This window comes from Rhodococcus sp. MSC1_016 (genome assembly GCF_023667485.2).
In the GTDB taxonomy this organism is placed as follows: domain Bacteria; phylum Actinomycetota; class Actinomycetes; order Mycobacteriales; family Mycobacteriaceae; genus Rhodococcus_F; species Rhodococcus_F oxybenzonivorans.
The window spans coordinates 3,568,656-3,589,597 of the sequence record NZ_JAMOZI020000001.1 but is presented as its reverse complement, the minus strand read 5'-3'; the positions used below and the strand labels follow the sequence as shown (position 1 = coordinate 3,589,597).

Here is a 20,942-nt window from a genome sequence, read left to right as displayed (position 1 = left end):
GCACCATCCACCCCTGTGAAAGGCGCCTCGTGTATTCAGAGCTGTCCCTCGCCGACATCGTTCGGGAAAACCGCCGTGGCCGCGGTGACATGGTGGCCATCGTCGACGGCGACGAGCGGATTACCTACGCCGAGTTCGATGAACGGACGGACCGACTGGCGAACGCCCTGACAGGCGAAGGAGTGCATCCCGGTGACCGCGTGTTGTGGATCGGAGCTAACTCTCACCGTGTCTTCGAGTTGCTCATTGCGGCAGGCAAAGTGGGTGCCATCCTGTGCCCGGCGAACTGGCGGCAAAGTGCGGACGAGCTCCGTTTCGTCATCGACGATCTCCAGCCGAAACTGATCCTCTCGGAACCGAAGATAGTTGGAAACCTCCACGACAGTCTGGGTGACGACCGTACCCCGTGGGTGCGTTGCAGCGACGACTCCGCCGACGAGTACCGGCGGTGGTCGGCGTCCTTTCCATCGACTCCGGCACCCTCATCGGAGTCGATCCACGCCGAGGATCCCGTCCTGCTTCTGTACACCGCAGCGTTCGACGGACGCCCGAACGGTGCACTCATCTCCCACCGAGCGCTGATCAGTCACTCTTTGGTCGTCGCTGTCCAACGCCAGATCACAGAGGGGTTCGTCTTCCTCGGCAGTGGTCCGCTCTTCCACATCGGCACCTGGATGTTCGCGGTGGCTACATTCGTGTGCGGTGGGACGAACGTCGTCCTCCCCCAGTTCGATCCCCGACGGGCATGCGAACTGATCGAGCGGGAGCGTTGCCAGGGAGCCATGCTGTTTCCCGCGATGATCGATCAGTTGGTTGCCGCCAACGGGGACGATCGATACGACCTGTCGAGTCTGCACTTCGGTCCGGCAGGCTCGACCTGGAATCACATGATTACCCTCGATCGGAGCCCGTGGGGCCGATCCAATGCCGGATACGGACAGACGGAAGTCGGCGGAATGCTGACCTACCACGCTCTCGGCATCGACGGGCTGGGTACTCACGGACGCTCGAGTCCACTCATGCAGGTGCGCATCGTCGATGCCGACGGACGAGATGTGTCGACCGGCGACGTCGGTGAGATCGCGACCCGCGGAATGCACCTGTTCAACGGATATTTCAACCGTCCTGATCTCAACGCCGCTCGATTCCGAGACGGCTGGTACCACACTGGTGACCTCGGAAGAAGGGAATCCGACGGCACCCTGTCATTTGTCGGCCCCAAACTCCGCATGATCAAATCCGGAGGCGAGAACATCTATCCGGCCGAGGTGGAACGCGCCCTACTCGGGCATCCCGACGTCGATTCAGCTGCAGTCATCGGCCGGCCGGACAGCATCTGGGGCCAATCAGTGGTCGCGATCGTGGTGCGGAACGCGTCGGCTTCGGTGACCGAGCAGGAGCTGATCGCGCACGTGCGCAACCAGGTCGCGTCGTACAAGAAGCCGAAGTCGGTGGTCTTCGTCGAGACGATCCCGAGGCGCGGATTCGTACCCGACTACGACCTCCTGGACGTACAGCACGGAGGTGGCGGATACCCCGGCAGTGAACCGACTCCGGAAACCACAGCAGCTACTAGCGAGATGACGAGGTGAAATCGATGAATGGGACGCCCTACTCGAATTTCGGCTACGCGATCCTGTCCGCACAGCGCAATCGAGCACCTCATATGCCGGCATTGGCGTACTGCGGCCGAGAGCGACTCACCTACGCCGAGCTGGACGGCCGGGTCAACCGAACCGCCAACGCGCTCCTCGCGGCCGGCATACGTCCCGGAGAACGTGTAGCGACACTGCTCGACTCCACACTCTCGGTCGCTGAGATCTACCTGGCGCAGACGAAAATCGGATCCGTTCTCTGTGCCCTCAACCCGTACTGGACTCTCGACACGCTCGAGCAGATCGTCACCAAGATCGAGGCCACCACCTTCGTCTACGATGCGAAGTTCGACCAGGTCATCGACCAGTTGCGGCCCATGCTCCAACACGTCCGCACCTGGATCCGAACCGGCGCCGCACCGGACAGCCACGACACGGTCGACCTCAACCAATTGACGATGGAGGCTCCCGAAACCGAACCACCGCTCGGTGCGGGGGGAGATGATCTGCTCGCCTTGTTCTTCACCTCGGGTACGACAGGATTGCCGAAGGCCGTGCAGTACACGCACGCCTCGGGAATCGCCATCGCTCAAGGCTTGTGGGCAGATATTCCTGTACTGAGGCAGGCGGCGCTGGGAACCGGCCCGATCATCTGGGGGGTTGGCTTCATTGCCGTCGCCGCGCCAGCCTTGGCGGCCGGAATCACACTCGTACTCGAGGACAACTTCGGACCGGAACAGTTCCTCAAAACTGTGCCGCGGGAGAGCATCACCCATATCAGCGTGACACCGAGCTTCTTCGTTGAGCTGTTGTCTACTGCGGATCACGAAGCGGTCGACCTCAGCTCCCTGCGTGTGGCGATGCTCGGCGGCGAACCGCTGTTGACGTCATTGAAGGAACGGATCTCCCGGCGTCTCCCGAACCTGGAGCTGTACGGGTACTACGGTCAGACCGAGGCGCCGTACAGCGTGATCGGCCGTCGCGACGACGGGAGCGTCCCGGACGGAGTGGTCGGGTGGGCCCGATTCGGCGGTGCCGTCAGGGTGGTCGATACGACCGGCGCGCCCGTGATCGACACGGTGGGGGAGGTCCAGATCAGTGGACCCCACGTGTCGGCCGGCTACTACGGGCAACCCGACGCCACGAATGAGGCGCTCAGGGACGGATGGTTCGTCGGAGGCGACATTGGTTCGCTCGACGAGCACGGTCGGCTGACGGTTCTCGGGCGGCGAACCGACGCTATCGAGCGAGGCGGCGTTCTCACTCTCCCCGCGCAGATCGAAGACATAGCATCCCGGGTGGACGGGGTAGCTGAAGCCGGTGCTGTCGGGCTTCCTGTTCAGGATTCGGATCCGCAGATACTGCTGGTGCTGGCACCGAAGCAGGGATGTGAGCTCGACCGGGAGGAAATCGCCGATCGCCTCGCCGCTGCACTGGCGCCCGCTTCGAGGCCGGACCACATCGAAGTGGTGGACAGCTTGCCGCACGCCAATGACGGCTCCGGTGGCAAGGGCAAACTTCTGCGACGAGTGCTTGTCGAACAGTTCGGGCATCTCGTTGATTCCTCGGTAGTGAAAGGCTGAAAATGGGTTTCCTCGAAGGTCAGGTCGTTGTCGTCACGGGTGGCGCGCGAGGCCAAGGGCGCTCACACGCCGTCGCGGCCGCGCGTCAGGGGGCTGACGTCGTCTTACTCGATCGTTGTACAGACGTACCGTGCATCGGTTACCCGCAGGCCGACGAGACGGACCTCCGGGACACCGAAACACTCGTCCGTGAGTGTGGAACTCGTGCGCTCGGCCTGGTGTGTGACGTCGCCGACCGCGAGCAGACACTCTCCGCGGTGGACAAGGTCGTCGACATGTTCGGGCGCATCGACGTCCTGATAGCAAACGCCGGGGTCTACGGCGGCGGGTCGATCCAGGACGCCGACTTCGACGTCTGGAACGAAGTGCTCGGAAGCAACCTCACCGGCGTCTTCCACAGCATGCGGGCAGTGAGTCCCCAGATGATCACTCAGGGATACGGGCGCATCGTCGTGACGACCTCCAATCAAGGCAGAACCGCGGTTCCGGGGTCAGTCCCCTACGTCGCTTCCAAATGGGGAGCGATCGGGCTGGTCAAAGCCGCGGCGCAAGATCTGGCGCAGTTCGGGATCACCGTCAACGGTGTGGCCCCAGGCAACACCTCGACCAAGATGGTGCATAACGAGGCTCTGTACCGCGCAATGCGCCCGGATCTCGCAAATCCGTCCTGGGACGATGTCGAGCCTGCGCTGCGCCTGCACCATGTGCAGCCGATCGCCCTGCTCGAGCCGCATGAGATCACCGCAGCAGTGATGTTCCTGATCGGCCCGGACACCCCACACATCACCGGCAGCATCATCGACGTCAACGCCGGCACCGCCGCACGGACAACCGCGTAGCGGGTTCCGCTCGCTGACCCACTGTGCTTACCGCCCCGAAGGGACACGACATGACGATCCACGACGATTCGATCGATTATTTGCAGCTGATCGACGGCGAACTCCGGCCGTCGCACAACGGCCAGTGGATCGACAGCGTGAATCCGGCGACAAGTCAGGTCTGGGCACGAATCCCCGCCGGCGGTGCGGGTGACGTCGACGACGCGGTACGCGCAGCGAAGTCGGCGCTCGACTCCTGGCGCGCCCTCCCGGCTGCAGCCCGTGCCGCCTTGCTTCGGTCCTGGGCAGCAACCGTCCGCGACAATCTCGATACGCTGTGGCGTCTGGACGCCACCGACAACGGACGAGCGCGCCGAGAGGCGGAACCGGCCATTGCGGGCGCCGCGTCGCAGATCGAGTTCCACGCCGGGCTCGCCGAGACCATCACCGGCGACACGGTCCTCGTGTCGGACTCCGCGACGACCTACTCGGTACGTGAACCATTCGGTGTGGTCGGTCTGATCATCCCGTGGAATGCGCCGTTGGCGATGTTCCTGGCGAAGGTTTCCGCGGCGATCGCCGCAGGCAACACGATCGTCGTCAAACCTCCTGAGCGGGCGTCGGTCTCGGTGCTCGTCGCTGCGCAGCTTCTCGAGAAGGCGGGGATTCCCCGTGGCGTGGTGAATGTGGTGACCGGGGAAGGTTCCAGTGCCGGTGAGGCACTGGTGAGGCATCCAGATGTCCGTAAGATCAGTTTTACCGGTTCGACCGCGACTGGGCGACGAATCACCGAGAACTCGGTGGCCAACATCAAATCCCTCGCACTTGAACTCGGCGGGAAGTCGCCGAACATCGTTTTCGCGGACGCCGACCTCGAGCATGCGGCCGATGTGGTCGCGGCAGGAATCTACACCGCCAGCGCAGGGCAGGCCTGCATCGCAGGATCGCGAATCCTCGTAGAGCAAGCGATCTTCGACGATTTCGTGGAGCGACTGCGCTCGAGAGCCTCCGCGATGGTACTGGGGAACCCCCTGGACTCCCAGACCGACATGGGCCCCCTTGCGTTCGACGGCCAGTACGACAAGGTCCGCGAATACCTGCAGATCGGACGGCAAGAGGGAGCGACGCTTGCGTTCGGCGGGCGTTGCGGAAACGAGTTGTTTCCGCCCGAAAGTCCACTGCGCGACGGATACTTCGTCGAACCCACGCTCTTTCTCACTGAGGATCCGCAACTTCGGGTGTGCCAGGAGGAGATCTTCGGGCCGGTCGCTGTGGCCATGCCATTCGCGGACGAAGCCGACGCCCTCCGGTTGGCCAACGACAGCGGATACGGTCTCGCTGCCGGCGTCTGGACCCAGAACCTCTCGCGCGCGCTCCGGTTTACTCGCCGACTCGAGGCGGGCACCGTGTGGGTCAATACGTATCGCCGACTGCATTGGGCGCTTCCGTTCGGCGGACAGAAGGAGAGCGGGACGGGCACGTCGAACGGGCCCACTACGTTGGACGAATGGCTCGAGCACAAGAGTGTGTGGATCGAGCACGGGTAGCATCGGACTTCGGCGACCGTGTATGACAGAGTTCCCCCGCGAAGAATCCGAGACATCGATATCCGTGTCGCGGACCGACTGGGTCTCGAACTGATGGGTCGAAGGTTGGGCTGAATCGGTCCTTCACGTCTCTACCTGAGCGGGCTCGCGATCCTGGACGGCCGCCCTGCATCGTCACCTGCGTAGTGAGGGGTGCCCGTGAACTACAGTTGCAGGTCGAACGGTATCTGGAAGACGGGACTATGCGATGACCAAGGCTGCGCGCGGGAACATGCGCGACCTCCAGAAGGAGCTGACGAAAACTCGGCTGAAGGAGGCCGCTATCGCCTGCTTCGTGGAGAACGGTTACCTCGCGACTGCGGTCACGGACATCACCCGCACGGCCGGGGCTACACGTGCCACCTTCTACCTGCATTACAAGACCAAAGCTGAAGTCGTGGATGCGCTCCTCGACGAGCTCGATGTCGTGTACGCGGAGCCGTTCTCACAATTTGCGGGCGTCCTGGCGGAACCCAGCACGGACGCCTTCCGCGCCTGGCTTCGCGAGATCGTGAAGATCTGGCAAACGACCCGCGACATCTCGATAGTCGTGTACGAGGCCGCCGGTGTCGAGCGGGAGATAGGGGACCGTCGGGCCCGCAGTTTCGACTTCGAGACGGACAGGATTGCGAAGGCCTTGTCGGCCACTGGGCGGTGGACGCCGAAGCAGGCTCGGATCCGTGCTCTGCTGATCTTCTCCCAGCTTGGCAGCCTGTTCATGCAGTGGTCAGCGCCTGATTCCGACGTGGACGTCGAGGAGGCGGTCGACGTGCTGGCCGCGATGTGGATGGCCGCGCTCGACCGCTGAGAATTTCACTAGACTCACTGCCTCTTGACTAGACGCTGTGATCAGGGTTACATGGGCGTACCCCACTTCTCGGAGGATTCGCCTGATGTTGGTTTCTGCAGATTTCGCTCCCCGGCTTTCTCGCGGTTGTAGTCTCGACGGCCGGGGGGCTGCACGGACGTCGCCGCGATTGGCCCATCACGGCGAAGTGCGGGCAGTCCGCGGCAATGCCCGCCTGTGTGCGTATGCCTTTCGGGATGCAGGCGCGCCGGGAGTCGAGGGGGGCCGTCCGATGCTGGACGCGGCCCTGCACTCCATCTTCGACATCGCGTCCGCCCGCCCCGCCGGCGGCGGTGATTTGCGACTTTCGTCCCATGGCATCGTCTTCCTGGTCGAAGCGGGAGATCGTCCCGTCGGCATCGAGGGTATGAAGAGCCTTCTCGCCGAGGTCGGTCAGCGCGAGGTCTTGCGGAGCGCGGCTGTGGGCATCGTCGTAATCGGAGGTTCCGCTGCTGCCTCTGCTACCGACCTCGACTTTCTCGCGCGCGCCGTTCGCGCTTGCGGTGGATATGTCGTGGGCTCTGGCGTCGCCATCACGAAACGCGACGGAGGCACCGTTGCCCGCCCCGGTGGCACCGTCGAATTCGAAGACGTCACACTTGCGTCGAGCGTCAGCCTCCTCGGTCGCAGAGTGGCTACCCTCGCGGCGTCCGGCCGTGCCCTCCGCGCCGCCTGACCTGCAGTCTGAATCACCCCGTCCAGCCAGAGCCGATCTGTGTCGTCAACCTGCGAGCAATCGCTTGGCCAAACCTTACGAAAGGATTCACGCATGAAGTTTTCCATGATTTTCGAGGCGCAGATCGCCGATCCGACGCCCGCGAAAGAGCGCCAGACCTACCTTGATTCGATCGAACAAGCCGTCTATGCCGAGGAGATGGGCTTCGACGGAGTCTGGGCGGTCGAGCATCACGGTCTCGAGCACTATTCGCACATGTCCGCCCCTGAACTGTTCCTTGCAACAGTGGCGGCAAAAACGTCACGTATCCGGATCGGACACGGTGCGGTCTGCATGCCGTTCAACTTCAACTACCCGACTCGGGTGGCCGAACGGGCCGCCATGCTCGACGTCCTCTCGAACGGCCGGCTCAATCTGGGCGCGGCCCGGGGCGGCACCCTGCAGGAAGCGGCGATGTGCAACGTGAACCCTGCGGAAACCGCTGCACAGGTGGAGGAGGCGCTCCGGATCATCTCAGCGGCATGGCGGTCACCGGACTTCGAATACCACGGCGAGCTCCTCGACATCAAAGCACCGGAGGGCAACTCCCCCCTCCGTGTGCTCCCTCGTCCTGTCCAGACCCCGCATCCGCCGTTGTTCCTCGCCAGCACGAAGCCAGACACCGTTGTGCATTCCGCCGAGCTAGGAGTGGGTGCGCTCGTGTTCGGCTTCGGCGGACTCGACAGCATCAAGATGCAGCACCAGCTCTACTGGGACCGGGTGAAGAGCCGAACAGGCGAGAAGTTCGTTTCGGATGTCACCAACGACCACTTCGTCGCACTGTGTCCGACCATCGTCCTCGACGACGAGCAGCAAGCGAAGGAGATCGGGGCCCGCGGCCAGCGCTTCTTCGGTGAGTCCATCGGCTACTGGCATCTCGGCGGCGCGAAGCCGCCCACCGGCGCGACCGTCGACGAGGACAACATCGCGTACATGCGTGCCAAGGCCGCTGCCGAGGAGGCTGCCTTCGACCGCGGTGACCGACCCCAATACTCCGAACGATCGCTCGCCGCAGCCAATTTCAACATCGATCATGCCTACGGGACGGTCGACACCGCGATCAAGTATGTCGAGGAACTCGAGAAGGTCGGAGTCGACGAAGTCCTCTGCCTGATCCAGATGGGTACCGTCCCGCAGGACGTGTGTATGGCCACCATCAAGGCTTGGGGAGAGCACGTCATTCCGCATTTTCGACTGCCGATGGCAGATCGGCAGCGGACCGCAGCCACGGTATGAGCCGGCTCGCCGGAAAGACCGCTCTCGTCACAGGCGGGGCACAGGGGCAAGGCGCTGCCGAAGCGAGGGCGTTCGCCCGTGAGGGAGCCCGGGTCGTCATCGCCGATGTGAACAGTGAACTCGGACTCGCTACAGCCGCGGAGATCGATGGAGATGTCCGGTATATGCACCTGGATGTCGCCGATACCGACTCCTGGAAGCAGGCCGTCGCCGCGATCGACGAAAGCTACGGCGGCTTGAATGTGCTCGTCAACAATGCCGCACGATACTGGGCCCGCCCGATACTCGAGGAGAGCGACGACGCACTCGACACGATCATCGCGGTGAACCTCAAGGGCGCATTCCTCGGTATTCGCGCTGTCGCTCCACTCATGATCGCGTCCGGTGGAGGATCGATCATCAATGTCTCGTCAACGGCTGGAGTGGCGGGACACGCCGGACATGCGGCATACGGCATGACCAAGTGGGGAATCCGCGGCCTGACACGGGTCGCGGCCGCGGAGTTGTCACCGTCTCGGATCCGCGTAAACTGCTTGGTACCGGGCGCCATCACCGGTCCCATGCTGGGAGTGAACATTCCACGCTCCGAACAACGTAATCCAGACCGGTGGACCGCATTACCGTTACGCCGACCGGGTGAGCCCGAGGAGATCGCGGAAGGCGCAGTATTTCTCGCTTCCGATGAATCCTCGTATGTGACCGGCACGGACCTGGTGCTCGATGGCGGCGCGACGGGAACGGGATAACGAGTCGAACTGTCGAGCCCATCATGAATACAGGAGGTCACGTGGACACAGAGTTCGAAGACGTGGTGGCACACTTCCCGCAGCTGCAATTCGAAGATCCCGCCGCGCAGCGCGCGGCATTCGAAGCAATGCGGACAACCGCGCCACCGCCGAGGCTGCCCGAAGACGTGGAGATACACGACACCTGCAGCATTCCACTCGCTGATGGACACCGCGTTCCGGTCCGGATCCACGTGCCCCGTGACCTCGCGCACGACGCACCGACATTGGTGTGGATACACGGCGGCGGGTATGTGGTCGGCACCGCCGACGAAGATGACGCCTTATGCGCCCGAATAGCATCCGACGTCGGCATCGGCGTGGTATCGGTCGAGTACCGCTTGGCTCCCGAGTATCCGTTCCCACACGGACTCGACGACTGCCATGCTGTTGCTGCCGCACTCACCGACGCCAACCGTGATGCGTCTTTCGCGGTCCTCGGCACCGGCCGGGTAGTGATCGGTGGCGGAAGTGCCGGCGCCGGACTGGCGGCGGCGGTCGCGCTACGGCTGCGCGACGAGGGCCGACGAGCGCTCGCGGGGCAGATATTGCTGTACCCGTTCATTGACTCGACTCTGAAGTCGCCCTCGATGTCGTCCCTCGCAGAGAGCGCGATCTTCAACGCCCACGATGCAGAGGTGTGCTGGCAGCACTATCTGGGCGAGCAACGATTCAAGCCGCCTGCGTATGGTTCTCCCACTGCGGCCACCGACCTGAACGGTCTCCCTCCGGCCTATGTCGTGGCGGCGGGTGCCGATTGTCTGCACGACGAGGCGGTGGATTACGCGTTGAGGATGCGAGCGGCCGGGGTAAGCGTCGAGTTGCACTCGATCGCCGATGTGCCGCACGGTTTTACCGGTGTGGCGCCGTGGACGTCCGCGAGTCGGCGAGCCATTGCAGGTGTCATCGATGCGATCCGGCGGTTCAGCGGAGGACAAGAGATTTCACCACCAAAACCTGCCCTGGCGGCAGCAAGCGAGAAATGAAGGACAATGCCACAAGACAAAGCGACGAAAAAATTCATGTTCGGTGTCGTTGTGCGGAAGGCGGACTCCGGAAAGGCGTGGGCTGAGCGCGCACGCCTGGTCGAACAGTCCGGATTCACGACGCTGCTGATGCCGGATCACTTCGTGGGTCCTCGGTTCGCGCCGATCGCGGCGTTGTCGGCGGCAGCCGCTGCCACTTCGACACTGCGAATCGGCACGCTGGTGTTCTCGAACGACTATCGGCACCCCGTCGTGCTAGGGAAGGAACTGGCAACCCTCGACGTGCTGTCGGACGGCCGGCTCGACGTCGGCCTCGGCACCGGATGGATGCGTGAGGATTATGACCGGGCTGGCTTGAGCTTCGATCCACCGAAGGTGCGGTTCGACAGATTCGTCGAATCCCTCGAAGTCCTGCGTGGCGTGTGGGGCGAGGGGGCATTCTCGTATCAAGGGCAGTACTACCAGATCGACGAGCTGGTACAGGAACCCAAACCGGTGCAGAAGCCGTACCCCAAGTTCCTTTTCCCGGGCGGCGGACCCAAGATGCTGAAGCTGGCAGGCCGGTACGCGGACTACGTCAATTTGACGTTGCGCGTTCGGGCTGACGGAACCGCACCGGACGCAAAAGACGGCGGTCTGGAATCCTTCCTCGGGAAGATCGAGACGATCCGGGAGTCCGCTGGTGCGCGGTTCGACGACATCGCGATCGGCACCAGCATCCAGGAAGTCGGTATTCCTCAGAGCAAGGAGAGCTGGAGTGCCGTCGATCTCTCACAGCAGGAGGAGACTCCGCAAATCCTACGTGGAGATGTCAGTGAGATGGTCGACAAGCTTCGGTACTGGCGTGATACGCACGGCCTCAACTTCTTTGTGCTCCACAACGACAAGGACCTGGAAACGTTCATTCCGGTAGTCGAAAAGCTCGCCGGTGAGTAGATGACGAATGAGGGGCGGGCCCGTCGAACGGACCCGCCCCTCGATTTCCGAGGTACCTCAGACTCCATACCCGCCATCGACATCGAGGGTCTGACCGGAGATGAAGTCGGCGCGATCGGACGCGAGGAAGGCGACTGCCTCGGCGATGTCTTCCGCGTCACCGAAGCGGCGCAGCGGAATGTTGCGCCGGGTGATGTCGAGCGCACTCTCGTCGAGATCGCCTGACTCGATCAACCGTGCGGCCATCCCGTCGGTGAGCATTCCCGGCCCGACACAGTTCGCGCGCAGGCCGAATCGGCCCTCCTCCGCGGCCAGCGCTCGGACTACGGCTTCCACGGCTCCCTTCGGGCCCGAGGACAGTCCGTCGCGGACCGGGAATCGTCGGGTGGCGGCTGTCGTGACCGCCACGATGCTGCCACGCGATTCACGAAGGAGAGGCAGCGCTGGGTGCACGAGATTGAAGAACGCGGCCGCGTCGCTCTCGAGTTGTGCGCGGAACTGATGAGGTGTGACCTTACTCAGGTGGGTCATCGGTACGTGGGGTCCGGCGGCATACACGACCGTGTGGATCCCTCCGAATGCGTCACGCACACTAGTTGTGAGTTCGGCTGCCTCCTCGACGCTGGCGAGGTCGACCCGTGCGAACTCGACCTTGGCGCCCAGTGCGCTGAGTTCGGACGCCAAACTCGCTGCGCCCTCTTGGTTGCCGCGGTAGGTGAAGAAGATCTGGCTACCTCGCTCGGCGAGTACCCGGCTGACCGCGCGCCCGATGCCGCCGGTCCCGCCCGCAATAAGTGCTGCGCCAGGTCGTTTCTCGAAGTCGAGCATGCGCTCGCCCCTTTCCTGCTGGATTGTCCCGCAACTATACCAAGCAATCGCTTGCTCTAGTACCGTGAATGCGTCAGTTTCGTACAGAAGGGATCACAGATGGTCAATTGGGATGGCAAGGTAGCGATCGTCACGGGCGCTGCGCAGGGCGTCGGCCGAACGGTGTCACTGCGGCTCGCCGAGATGGGTGCTTCCGTGGTGATCAATGACATCCAGGACGACAAGCTGGATGCGGTCGCGGAGGAGATCACGGCAAGTGGGGGAGTCGCGCGTGCGGTTCGTGCGGATGTCGGAATCCAAGCGGATGTCGAAAAACTCGTAGCGGAGACAGAAACGGCGTTCGGGCGGATCGACACTCTCGTGAACAACGCCGTCGCCTATGGAGGCGTCGAGAAGAGTGACCTGAACGTCGAGGTCACTCCAGACAACGCCTGGGAGCGAACGTTCGCGGTCAACTTCTACGGTGCTGTGTGGGCAACTCGCTTTGCCATCCCGATCATGCAACGTGGGGGTGGAGGCGTGATCGTCAACGTCGGGTCCACCTCCGGATTCAGCGGGGATACAGTCCACGTCGCCTACGCGGCGTCGATGGCGGCCAAGTACTCGCTGACCCGGTCGGTGGCGACATCGCACGGAAAAAGGGGTATCCGCGTCAACGCCGTCGCGAGCGGGCTGATCCTGAGCCCGACCGCACGGCAGAACCTGTCCCCGGAAAAACTCGAGGCCTACAACGCCAACCTGCTGGTTGACGACTTCGGCGAAACCGAGGATCTGGCATCGGTAATCACATTCCTGGCGGGGCCGGAATCGAAGTACATCACCGGGCAGACGATCATTGTCGACGGCGGATTTCAGGCGCATCAACCGTGGCATGCGCAGAACCACATCGTTCATCCGCAGGCACCGATCTGATGCCCGCAGGTGCGCTCGCCGTCATATCCGTCACCCCCCAGCCGAAACAGCAATGGAGATCTGTATGAAGTCGCAACCTACCGTGCCGACCGCCACCGGTGACGTTCCGGTGTCCGCGCTCGGCAGAACGCTGATGCACGAGCACATCTTCGTCACCAGCCCGGAAGTCCAGCAGAACTGGCCCGACTACCCCGAACAGTGGGACGAAGAGACACAGATAGCCGAAGCCGTACAGCGGCTCGCGGCGCTCGAGGCCGAAGGATTCGACACGCTGGTCGACCTCACCGTGATTGGTCTCGGGAGATACGTTCCCAGGGTCGCGCGGGTAGCCGAGCAGTCGAACATCAACATCGTGGTCGCGACGGGGGCGTACGTCTTGAGTGAACTCCCCGTGTACTTCCACTACCGAGGTCCAGGCACCGCCGCCGGCGGCCCCGACCGCCTTGCCGAATTCTTCATCCGTGACATCACCGAAGGAATAACCGGGACCGGTGTCCGTGCGGCGATACTGAAATGCGTCACCGACGAGGCCGGACTGACGAAGGACGTGGACCGAGTTCTGCGCTCGGTTGCACATGCACATCGCGAAACTGGTGTGCCGATTACAACGCACACCCATTCCGGGCTGCGCCGAGGCCTGGATCAGCAGAAGGTATTCAAGGAGGAAGGCGTCGATCTGTCCCGGGTCGTGATCGGACACTCGGGTGACACCGACGACTTCGACTACCTCGAAGAACTCGCGGACGCGGGGTCATATCTGGGTATGGACCGATTCGGTCTCAACACGGTGCCATTCGACAAGCGAGTGGAGATCGTCGCGGAAATGTGTCGGCGCGGGTACGCCGACCGGATGGTCCTGTCGCACGACACATCCTGCTTTTCCGACATGTCCGATCCGGTGCGGCGCCGAGAGATGAATCCGCAATGGCGATGGACCCACATCCCCCAGGATGTCGTTCCGGCCCTGCTCGACAGAGGCGTCAGCCAGGACCAGATCGATGTGATGCTCATCGAGAACCCCGCCCGGATCTTCGCCAATCAGGGCGGCTACTGAGGAAACTCTCCGTTTGAGCAGTCCGATTCGGAAGTTGGACTCTTGCCAAGCATGCGCTTGGTCAATTACTGTGACGCCACGCCAGTAGTGGCGTGTATCACATCATCACCACATCAACCTTCCGGATCGGACAGGGAGCACGTGCATGACAACAAACCCACCCTCTGCCAACCCACTCGAGGAATCCGAGTACACACCGCCCGTCGGCGAAAAGGGCAAGATCTGGACGCCTCGTTGGATCGGCGCGCTCGTCGTCGTCGTCATGCTCGGGGAGTTGGCAACGTTTTCGTACAGCTTGGTCGGGACCGCGCTCCCGGGTATCGGCTTGCACTTCCAGACAACTGATCTGGGCTGGACGATCACCATCGCGAACCTTGTGACCGCAGTTGCCGTCGCAATGATCGGAAAGCTCGCCGACCTACGCGGCAAGCGAAACCTGCTTGTCATTGTCACCTCCCTGTCGGCGGCTGGCGGTGTCATCTCAGCGGTGGCCCCGACCTACGAGGTCTTTCTCGTCGGGCGGGGGCTGCAGGGACTTCTCTACGTGACACCCGCGCTGGCGTACTCCCTCATCCGCGACGTGTTCCCGAAGAAACTGATCGCCTTCGCGATCACAGTGACCTTCACCGGTGCCGGTGCGCTACTCATCATTTCGCCCTTCGTCGCGGGGTGGCTCATCGACGGGTACGGCCCACTGTCGATCTTCTGGTGCATTGCCGCATTCCAGGTGATCTGCATCATCGGGGTATTGCTGCTACTTCCGGAGTCGCCGCTGCGGGTGAAGTCTCGACTCGACTGGGTTGGTGCGATCCTGCTCGGAGCCGGTGGTGCGCTGCTCGTGTACGGGCTTGGCAATGCCGGCACCTGGGGGTGGACATCGACGAGCTTCTTCGGATTCATGGTCGCGGGACTGGCGTGCTTTGCCGCATGGATCTGGTGGGACAGTTCGTTTCCCGAGCCGATCGTCGAGATCTCGTTGCTCCGCACCCGACCCATGTGGACGACGCTCATACTCAACGCTGCTGTGTACGGGCCGGCGGCGATCGTCGTGTCACTCGTACCCATCATCGTCCAGATGCCACGCGATCCGGGAGGAGAGATCGGCTTCGCCTCGGATGCATTCGGAGTGGCCGCCTACATGGCGCCACACGGGGCGGCGATGGTCATCTGTGGCTTCATCTGTGGAGCGAAGGCTGCACGTTGGGGAATTCGCTACCCGATGATGGCGGGATGTGGTGCGCTCGCGGTCGGCAGCATCGGACTGGCGTTCCTGCACTCCGAAACCTGGCAGGTGCTGTTGTGGTTGCTCTTCTGTGGAGTCGGCATGGGCGCTACTTTCGGTGGGTTGCCCAACCTGGTGGTGCAGTCTGCGCCGCCCGAGAAGCAGGGCATTACGTCGTCGATCATGCTGTCGGCGCAGAACTTGTCGAGTGCCATTGCGGTTCAGCTCGCCTTCGCGATGCTGGCGATGCATACCTTTACGACCGAACTGGGAACCTTCTTCGACTCCGACGGATATCGCCTGGCATTCCTCGTCTCGGCCGGGTTCGCCCTCGTCGGACTTGCGATCCTCAAGATCATGCCGCACGGTCGTGCGAGCGACGTTCGGGAGGTCAAGACCGCGTCCGACGTGATCGCGCACTGACACGACACTAGATACACAGAAGCGCCGGGCCCTGAGGCCCGGCGCTTCTGTGTATGTTCGGGGCGATCAGGCGCCGTTGCCTCGCCGGGCATCGAAGTCCTGCGCCGAGGCGATCGCGCTCGCGGCTTCACTGAAGCTCCGGTACATCGGGAGACCGCTGTCCGATGCGAAGATGTCGAGAAGTTCGACATCCACAGCCGGGCATACCTCGGTGTTCCGAACCACGACAGCGACGCGGACGGGCAGTTCGGCGTCGACGAGTGACTGCAGTGTGTTGATCAGTGGGCGAATGCCCGCGGTGCCGTAGTTGTAATAGGCCGCAGCGTTGAAATGCACGAGCACGTCTTGGTAGTGCTGACCGTCCCGGGTGAAGACCGGAGTGAGTGCGTCGACCAGAATTGACGTGGGGGAGGCGGGTCCCACGGGAACCTCCAGTGGGTTGGCAACACTCGTTCCGGCGCCGTAACCAAGGTCGCGGAGGCGCGTGCGGAGTTCGTCGCGCAGTGGAGTCAGTTCGAGTCCGGCGCGGTCGCAGGTGTCGGTTGCGAGGACGGAGGCGCCGCCTCCCAACCCGATCACCAGGACACCGTCAGCGTCGGTGCTCGGCCTGTGATCGATATAGTGCTGAAGATAGGTCAGGCAGGACAGGAAGTCTTCGAGCGAACGCACCTGAACAGCTCCCGTCGATCGGGAAACGGCTGCCCACACCTTTTCGTTGCTGGCCATCGATCCGGTGTGTGAACTCACGGCTACAGAGCCCTGCGCACTCGAGCCGCCGCGCAAAATCACGACTGGCTTCTTCCCTGAGGCCCGCCGGAGCGCACCGAGCAGTGCTGCGCCGTCACGCGTGCCTTCCAAGTAGATTCCGATTATCCGGGTCTCGGGGTCGTCGACGAGCCAGTCGACAAGCTCGCCCTGGGTCACGTCGATCGCGTTCCCGATGCTGACGAGTTTCGAGAACCGGATACCCCGTCGTGAACCCACGGTGATCATGTCGCCGGACAGACCGCCGCTCTGTGACACCACGGAGACCACCCCTGGTTCGGAAGGTGCACCGAGGGTGAAGGTCTGACGCCCGCGGGGGGCGAACACACCCAGGCAGTTGGGTCCGAGAATGCGAGTCGCTGTACCGGAAGCGGCTTGCCCGAGTTCGGCTTGCAATATGGCGCCGGCTGAACCCATTTCCGCGAATCCCCCGGTCACGACGTGTACGAAGCCGACGCCGGAAGCGGCCGCGTCGGCGACCACTTTCGGAGCCGCCGCTGCCGGTACCGCCACGACCAGGTAGTCGACTGGGTACGGAACATCGCTTATCGAGGAGTATGCGGGGACCCCGTCGATACTGGAGGCGTCCGGGTGAAGAGCGCAGAGGCTGTCGGTCCAGCCGGCCTGTCGATAGGCGGCGAGGAAACGGTTCCCGAAGGTGGATCGACTGCTCGAGGCACCGGCTATCGCGATTCCGCGTGGGGCGAACAGACGGGTGAAGTCAGTGGGATGCTCGGGCGTGGCAGCCGGTATGTCGGTGGTCGATTCCACGATCAGGCGAGCATCCAACGCTTGGACGCCGCTGGCGGTTACGACGATCGGATTGCATTCGAACTCCGCAAGCGTGTCGCCGAGGTGTTCGACCAGGCTTCCCTCGCCGGCGATCGACAGCAAGAACTCGATGAGAGCGTCTCGGTTGCCGGCTTCGCGTCCTCGGGCGCCGTGTAGTAGCGGTGCCCCGGGGAAGCTGTCTACCAATTCTGCAGCGTCCGCCCGCGACAAGGGGGCGACGCGCAGCGCCGAGAGGTCGAGCATTTCGGTTGCGACACCGCCGAGTCCGAGCAACACCACGTGCCCGAAGGTTGCGTCGCGCACGACCCCGGCGATCAATTCGATTCCACCGGGATGTTGCTGTTCGACAAGGTATCCGCTAGGTGTGAGACCCTGACGGTCTAGAGATGCCGCCATGTCGGCGACCGCTGCTGGAATTTCGCGTGCGGTCAGCCCGAGGACGACGGCGCCGACGTCGCTCTTGTGCACGAGTCCGGGACCCCAGGCTTTGAGCACGAGCGGACCGGACAGTCCGGACACGGCATCCGCGGCTTGTGCGACGTTGGTGAAGGTTCTGCTCACCGGAACATCGACACCGTATTCGCCGAGTAGGGTTTTGACCTCGTGCTCGGGTACGACGCGCCGCCTGGCGGCGGTGTCATCAGTATCCGCTCGCGGTGTTTCCTCCGCTTCTGGCTCGGAGGACAGGGCTGAACTGGTGTTCGGAGGCATGGGAGATCCCTCTTTCAAATTGCGTTTAAGCAAGCGATTGCTTGGTACTATACGCTGGTGTCGATCCTTCGGTAAGGCAACTGAGAGGGCGAAAAGGATGCCAGAGCAAGTCCATGTCGACGCAGTGTCGGAATTCGGAAACTGGGGGCGGTGGGGAACGGACGACGAGCGGGGCGCTGCGAACCTTCTGACTCCGTCCACAGTGCTCGCGGCGTTCACGACAGTACGCGAGGGCACGACCTTGTCGCTCGCCCTTCCCATCCAGGGTGCCACGTCGGGGCCTGGCGCATCTCGCGTCCCGCACCTCACCGGGCGACCGCTGCCACAGCATTTCATGTCGATGGATGGCGGAGACTACGCGGCGGGCATCGGACGGATCAAGGGGGAGATGTCGGTCGCGGACGACGCGTTGATCGTATCGCCGCACGGCACGACAACCCACATCGACGCACTGGCGCATATGTGGCGCAACGACATGTTGTTCAACGGCCACTCGGCAAACCGGGTGCGTAGCTACGGCGCGACTCGGTGCGGTATCGAAAAACTCGGACCGCTCATCACCCGTGGCGTGATGCTGGACGTTGCCAGGCACCTCGGGGTACCTCATTTGTCGGCTTCGACGCGCATCGACGATCAGTTGCTCGCGGACACGGCAGAGTCTGCCGGTGTAGAAGTCCGGGCCGGGGATGTGGTCCTCGTCCGGACCGGATGGGCCACGGTTTTCGCGCAGGACCCCGAGAAGTACAACGACGAGCAGCCAGGGTTGTGTCACAGCGGAGGCAAGTGGCTGGTGGAACGTGACGTCGTGGCAATAGGCTCCGACAACATCGCGGTCGGCGCACTCGATCCCGGTGGTGTCTTCCATGGATCCGTCGACGAGGATATTCACATGCTGACGCTGTGGGAGCACGGCGTATCACTCATCGAAATGCTGTGGCTGGAAGAGCTTTCGCATACGGAGAGGGCGGAGTTCCTCTTCGTTGCCGCGCCGCTGCCGATCGTGGGAGGCACTGCGAGTCCGATCAATCCGATTGTGGTTCTCTGAGCTGCGGGTCAGCCGAAATGCCGCAGAAGGCCGCCTTCGGCACGCAAGGCCGCGCCGTTGGTTGCCGAGGCCTCGCGGGAACAGGCGTAGACGACCATGCTCGCCACTTCGTCGACCGTTGCGAGGCGGGCCAACAAAGTGCTCGGCCTTATTGACGTCGCACAGTGGCGATCCGCGTCCTCTCGCGGTATCCCGTGTTCGACGGCATAGTCATCGAGAAAGGTGTCGGCGCCGCTCGACGCAGTCGGCCCCGGCAGCACGCTGTTCACCGTGACACCCGTGCCCACCGTCAGTTCCGCGAGACCGCGGGCGAGCGCGATCTCCGCGGCCTTGGTCACGCCGTAGTGAATCATCTCCAACGGAATGTTCATGCCCGCCTCGGATGCCACAAGGACGATTCGGCCCCAATTCTGCTCGAGCATGCCGGGCAGATAGGAACGGGCTAGACGCACCGCCGCCAGCACGTTCATCTCGTAATGACGGATCCAGTCGTCGTCCGTCGTCTCGAGAAAGTGCTTCCAGTCGAACACGGCAGCATTGCCGACAATGATGTCGAAGGATTGGTATGCGCTGGCGATCGCGTCGCATCCCTGTGCGGTCGTCACGTCCGCAGCAACCGCAGAGAAGCTGCCGGCGGAAGCCAACTGGTCGAGGGCCTGCTCTACTGCGGTCGCAGTGCGGCCGTTGACGACCACATGCGCGCCGCAGTCGGCAAGACCCCGTGCTATCGCCAACCCGATTCCTCTCGTCGAGCCCGTGACGAGTGCGGTCTTGCCGGAGAGGTCGATCTTCATCCTGGAATTCCTTCTGACCGGATCGATGTGGGAAGTGAGGTGCCGGCGGTGTCACATCATCGTGATCCCACCGTTGACGCTGAAGGTCTGGCCGGTGACGTACCCGGAGTCGACGGTGCAGAGAAACTCGATCGCCGCCGCGACCTCGTCGGAGGATCCCATGCGGCGCATCGGTATGGCGCCGATCAGTTTGTCCATCAGCGCTGGGTTGTTCTCCCTAACCGATTGCAGCATGGCCGTATCGATCAGCCCTGGGCATACAACATTGCTGGTGATACCGTCCCGGGCCGTTTCCCGTGCCAGGGTTTTCGAGAAACCGAGCAGACCGGCCTTGGTCGCCGAGTAGATGCCCTCGCCGCCGCCTCCCGCTCGCGCGCTGTCGGTGGCGACGAACACGACGCGGCCCCACCCACGTTTGGTCATCTCGGGGACGATCGCGTGGCAGAGTTGCATGGGAGCGCGCAGATTCACTTGCCACAGCATGTCCCATGCCGAGGGATCGCTGTCGACGAACCGCTCGACTCTGGTGAGGCCGGCATTGTTTACGAGGATGTCGACCTCGCGTAGTGCCGCGTCGCGGCGGAGGGCGAGCGCGATGGAGGTAGTGTCCGCGAGGTCCATTTCGACGGCGGTTCCCCGATCGATCGAGCCCGCAACGGATTCGGCTGCGTCGAGGTTGCGATCGAGAACGAGAACTGTCGCACCGCGACGGGAGAGGCGCCGGGAGATTTCGGCACCGATGCCGGCGCCACCGCCGGTTACCAGCGCTACCTTGCCTGTGAGGTCGGTCTGCATGAATCCCGAAGATACACTACTGAGCAAGCGCTTGGGTAAGTGTATAGTGATCCGGAACACCGAAAGGGGTAGACCGTTGAGCCGATGCCTCGAGCGTTCCGGTCGCAGTGCCGTCGCCATGCTTCTGCAGAACGATGGCGAGCTGTGCCTGTTGCGGAGAAGTTCCCTCGTTGCGAGCGACCGGGGTAGGTGGCACTGTGTCACGGGCTACCTCGACTCGCGAGACGACCCGGCCGCACACGTGTTGATCGAGTTGGGCGAGGAGACCGGCCTGTCTCGCATCGACCTTGCCGACCTGGTAGAGGGGCCGGTGTTACGCCTCTCCGGCGGCGACGGGGTGTGGACGGTGCACGTCTTCGTGGCGACCACGCTTCATCGGCGGATTCGGCTCAACTGGGAACACGAGGACGTGTGCTGGACACCGTGGAGTCGAGCGGGGGAAGGCGGCAGGGAACTCGTGTCATGGCTTCCCGCTCTGGTCGCCGAATCTCTGCTCAACTGCACGTGACAAACT

At 63.1% G+C, this 20,942-nt stretch carries 19 protein-coding genes; 15 read left to right on the top strand and 4 right to left on the bottom strand.

The window, feature by feature from the left end; all coding sequences use genetic code 11:
- Positions 1 to 29 precede the first annotated feature (29 nt).
- The 10 genes from L1080_RS16535 to L1080_RS16490 all read left to right on the top strand — a co-directional run bounded on the left by L1080_RS16535 (position 30) and on the right by L1080_RS16490 (position 11,087).
- Complete coding sequence (locus L1080_RS16535) at positions 30 to 1,592, top strand: AMP-binding protein (RefSeq protein ID WP_250776049.1); 1,563 nt, start codon at positions 30 to 32, stop codon at positions 1,590 to 1,592.
- Between the two features lie 5 nt (positions 1,593 to 1,597).
- Positions 1,598 to 3,178 (top strand): class I adenylate-forming enzyme family protein, encoded by a 1,581-nt coding sequence (locus L1080_RS16530; RefSeq protein WP_250776047.1) that lies wholly within the window; start codon positions 1,598 to 1,600, stop codon positions 3,176 to 3,178.
- Positions 3,179 to 3,180: 2 nt separating this feature from the next.
- A complete protein-coding gene (locus L1080_RS16525; RefSeq protein WP_250776045.1) occupies positions 3,181 to 4,017 on the top strand; it encodes an SDR family NAD(P)-dependent oxidoreductase in 837 nt (278 codons plus the stop codon).
- Between the two features lie 50 nt (positions 4,018 to 4,067).
- A complete protein-coding gene (locus L1080_RS16520) occupies positions 4,068 to 5,543 on the top strand; it encodes an aldehyde dehydrogenase family protein (protein WP_250776043.1) in 1,476 nt (491 codons plus the stop codon).
- Positions 5,544 to 5,790: 247 nt separating this feature from the next.
- Positions 5,791 to 6,390, top strand: coding sequence for a TetR/AcrR family transcriptional regulator (locus tag L1080_RS16515; RefSeq protein WP_159920638.1), 600 nt, complete (start codon positions 5,791 to 5,793; stop codon positions 6,388 to 6,390).
- A gap of 271 nt (positions 6,391 to 6,661) precedes the next feature.
- Positions 6,662 to 7,105 carry a hypothetical protein gene (locus L1080_RS16510; protein WP_250776041.1) on the top strand — a complete coding sequence of 148 codons (444 nt, stop codon included), beginning with the start codon at positions 6,662 to 6,664 and terminating at the stop codon, positions 7,103 to 7,105.
- A 93-nt stretch (positions 7,106 to 7,198) separates the two neighbouring features.
- A complete protein-coding gene (locus tag L1080_RS16505) occupies positions 7,199 to 8,380 on the top strand; it encodes an LLM class flavin-dependent oxidoreductase (RefSeq protein WP_250776039.1) in 1,182 nt (393 codons plus the stop codon).
- The gene (locus tag L1080_RS16500) at positions 8,377 to 9,126 is read left to right on the top strand and encodes an SDR family NAD(P)-dependent oxidoreductase (protein ID WP_159920644.1); all 750 of its coding nucleotides are present in this window, start codon (positions 8,377 to 8,379) and stop codon (positions 9,124 to 9,126) included. The genes L1080_RS16505 and L1080_RS16500 overlap by 4 nt, the downstream gene beginning before the upstream one ends.
- A gap of 41 nt (positions 9,127 to 9,167) precedes the next feature.
- Positions 9,168 to 10,151, top strand: a complete 984-nt coding sequence (locus L1080_RS16495; protein ID WP_250776035.1) for an alpha/beta hydrolase — start codon at positions 9,168 to 9,170, stop codon at positions 10,149 to 10,151.
- A 6-nt stretch (positions 10,152 to 10,157) separates the two neighbouring features.
- On the top strand, positions 10,158 to 11,087 hold the full coding sequence (locus L1080_RS16490) for a TIGR03621 family F420-dependent LLM class oxidoreductase (RefSeq protein ID WP_159920648.1): 930 nt from the start codon (positions 10,158 to 10,160) through the stop codon (positions 11,085 to 11,087).
- Between the two features lie 57 nt (positions 11,088 to 11,144).
- On the opposite strand, the gene L1080_RS16485 is transcribed toward L1080_RS16490, so the two are convergent.
- Entirely contained in the window at positions 11,145 to 11,915 is a 771-nt protein-coding gene (locus L1080_RS16485) for an SDR family NAD(P)-dependent oxidoreductase (RefSeq protein ID WP_159920650.1), read from the bottom strand.
- A gap of 99 nt (positions 11,916 to 12,014) precedes the next feature.
- Between L1080_RS16485 and L1080_RS16480 the strand changes: the two genes are divergently transcribed.
- The 3 genes from L1080_RS16480 (at position 12,015) to L1080_RS16470 (ending at position 15,526) form a co-directional block, all read left to right on the top strand.
- The gene (locus tag L1080_RS16480; protein ID WP_250776032.1) at positions 12,015 to 12,827 is read left to right on the top strand and encodes an SDR family NAD(P)-dependent oxidoreductase; all 813 of its coding nucleotides are present in this window, start codon (positions 12,015 to 12,017) and stop codon (positions 12,825 to 12,827) included.
- A gap of 64 nt (positions 12,828 to 12,891) precedes the next feature.
- Positions 12,892 to 13,881, top strand: a complete 990-nt coding sequence (locus tag L1080_RS16475) for a phosphotriesterase family protein (RefSeq protein ID WP_159920654.1) — start codon at positions 12,892 to 12,894, stop codon at positions 13,879 to 13,881.
- 145 nt (positions 13,882 to 14,026) lie between these two features.
- On the top strand, positions 14,027 to 15,526 hold the full coding sequence (locus L1080_RS16470; RefSeq protein WP_250776029.1) for an MFS transporter: 1,500 nt from the start codon (positions 14,027 to 14,029) through the stop codon (positions 15,524 to 15,526).
- Positions 15,527 to 15,592: 66 nt separating this feature from the next.
- On the opposite strand, the gene L1080_RS16465 is transcribed toward L1080_RS16470, so the two are convergent.
- On the bottom strand, positions 15,593 to 17,794 hold the full coding sequence (locus L1080_RS16465) for an acetate--CoA ligase family protein (protein WP_250776026.1): 2,202 nt from the start codon (positions 17,792 to 17,794) through the stop codon (positions 15,593 to 15,595).
- 97 nt (positions 17,795 to 17,891) lie between these two features.
- On the opposite strand from L1080_RS16465, the gene L1080_RS16460 reads away from it, so the two are divergent.
- Positions 17,892 to 18,839, top strand: coding sequence for a cyclase family protein (locus L1080_RS16460; RefSeq protein WP_159920660.1), 948 nt, complete (start codon positions 17,892 to 17,894; stop codon positions 18,837 to 18,839).
- Positions 18,840 to 18,847: 8 nt separating this feature from the next.
- Here L1080_RS16460 and L1080_RS16455 read toward each other — a convergent pair whose 3' ends face one another.
- Both L1080_RS16455 and L1080_RS16450 read right to left on the bottom strand, forming a co-directional pair.
- Entirely contained in the window at positions 18,848 to 19,633 is a 786-nt protein-coding gene (locus L1080_RS16455; protein ID WP_250776024.1) for an SDR family NAD(P)-dependent oxidoreductase, read from the bottom strand.
- Between the two features lie 51 nt (positions 19,634 to 19,684).
- Positions 19,685 to 20,428 carry an SDR family NAD(P)-dependent oxidoreductase gene (locus L1080_RS16450; protein WP_159920664.1) on the bottom strand — a complete coding sequence of 248 codons (744 nt, stop codon included), beginning with the start codon at positions 20,426 to 20,428 and terminating at the stop codon, positions 19,685 to 19,687.
- Between L1080_RS16450 and L1080_RS16445 the strand changes: the two genes are divergently transcribed.
- The gene (locus L1080_RS16445; protein ID WP_308202196.1) at positions 20,373 to 20,936 is read left to right on the top strand and encodes an NUDIX domain-containing protein; all 564 of its coding nucleotides are present in this window, start codon (positions 20,373 to 20,375) and stop codon (positions 20,934 to 20,936) included. The genes L1080_RS16450 and L1080_RS16445 overlap by 56 nt on opposite strands.
- Positions 20,937 to 20,942: the final 6 nt, after the last annotated feature.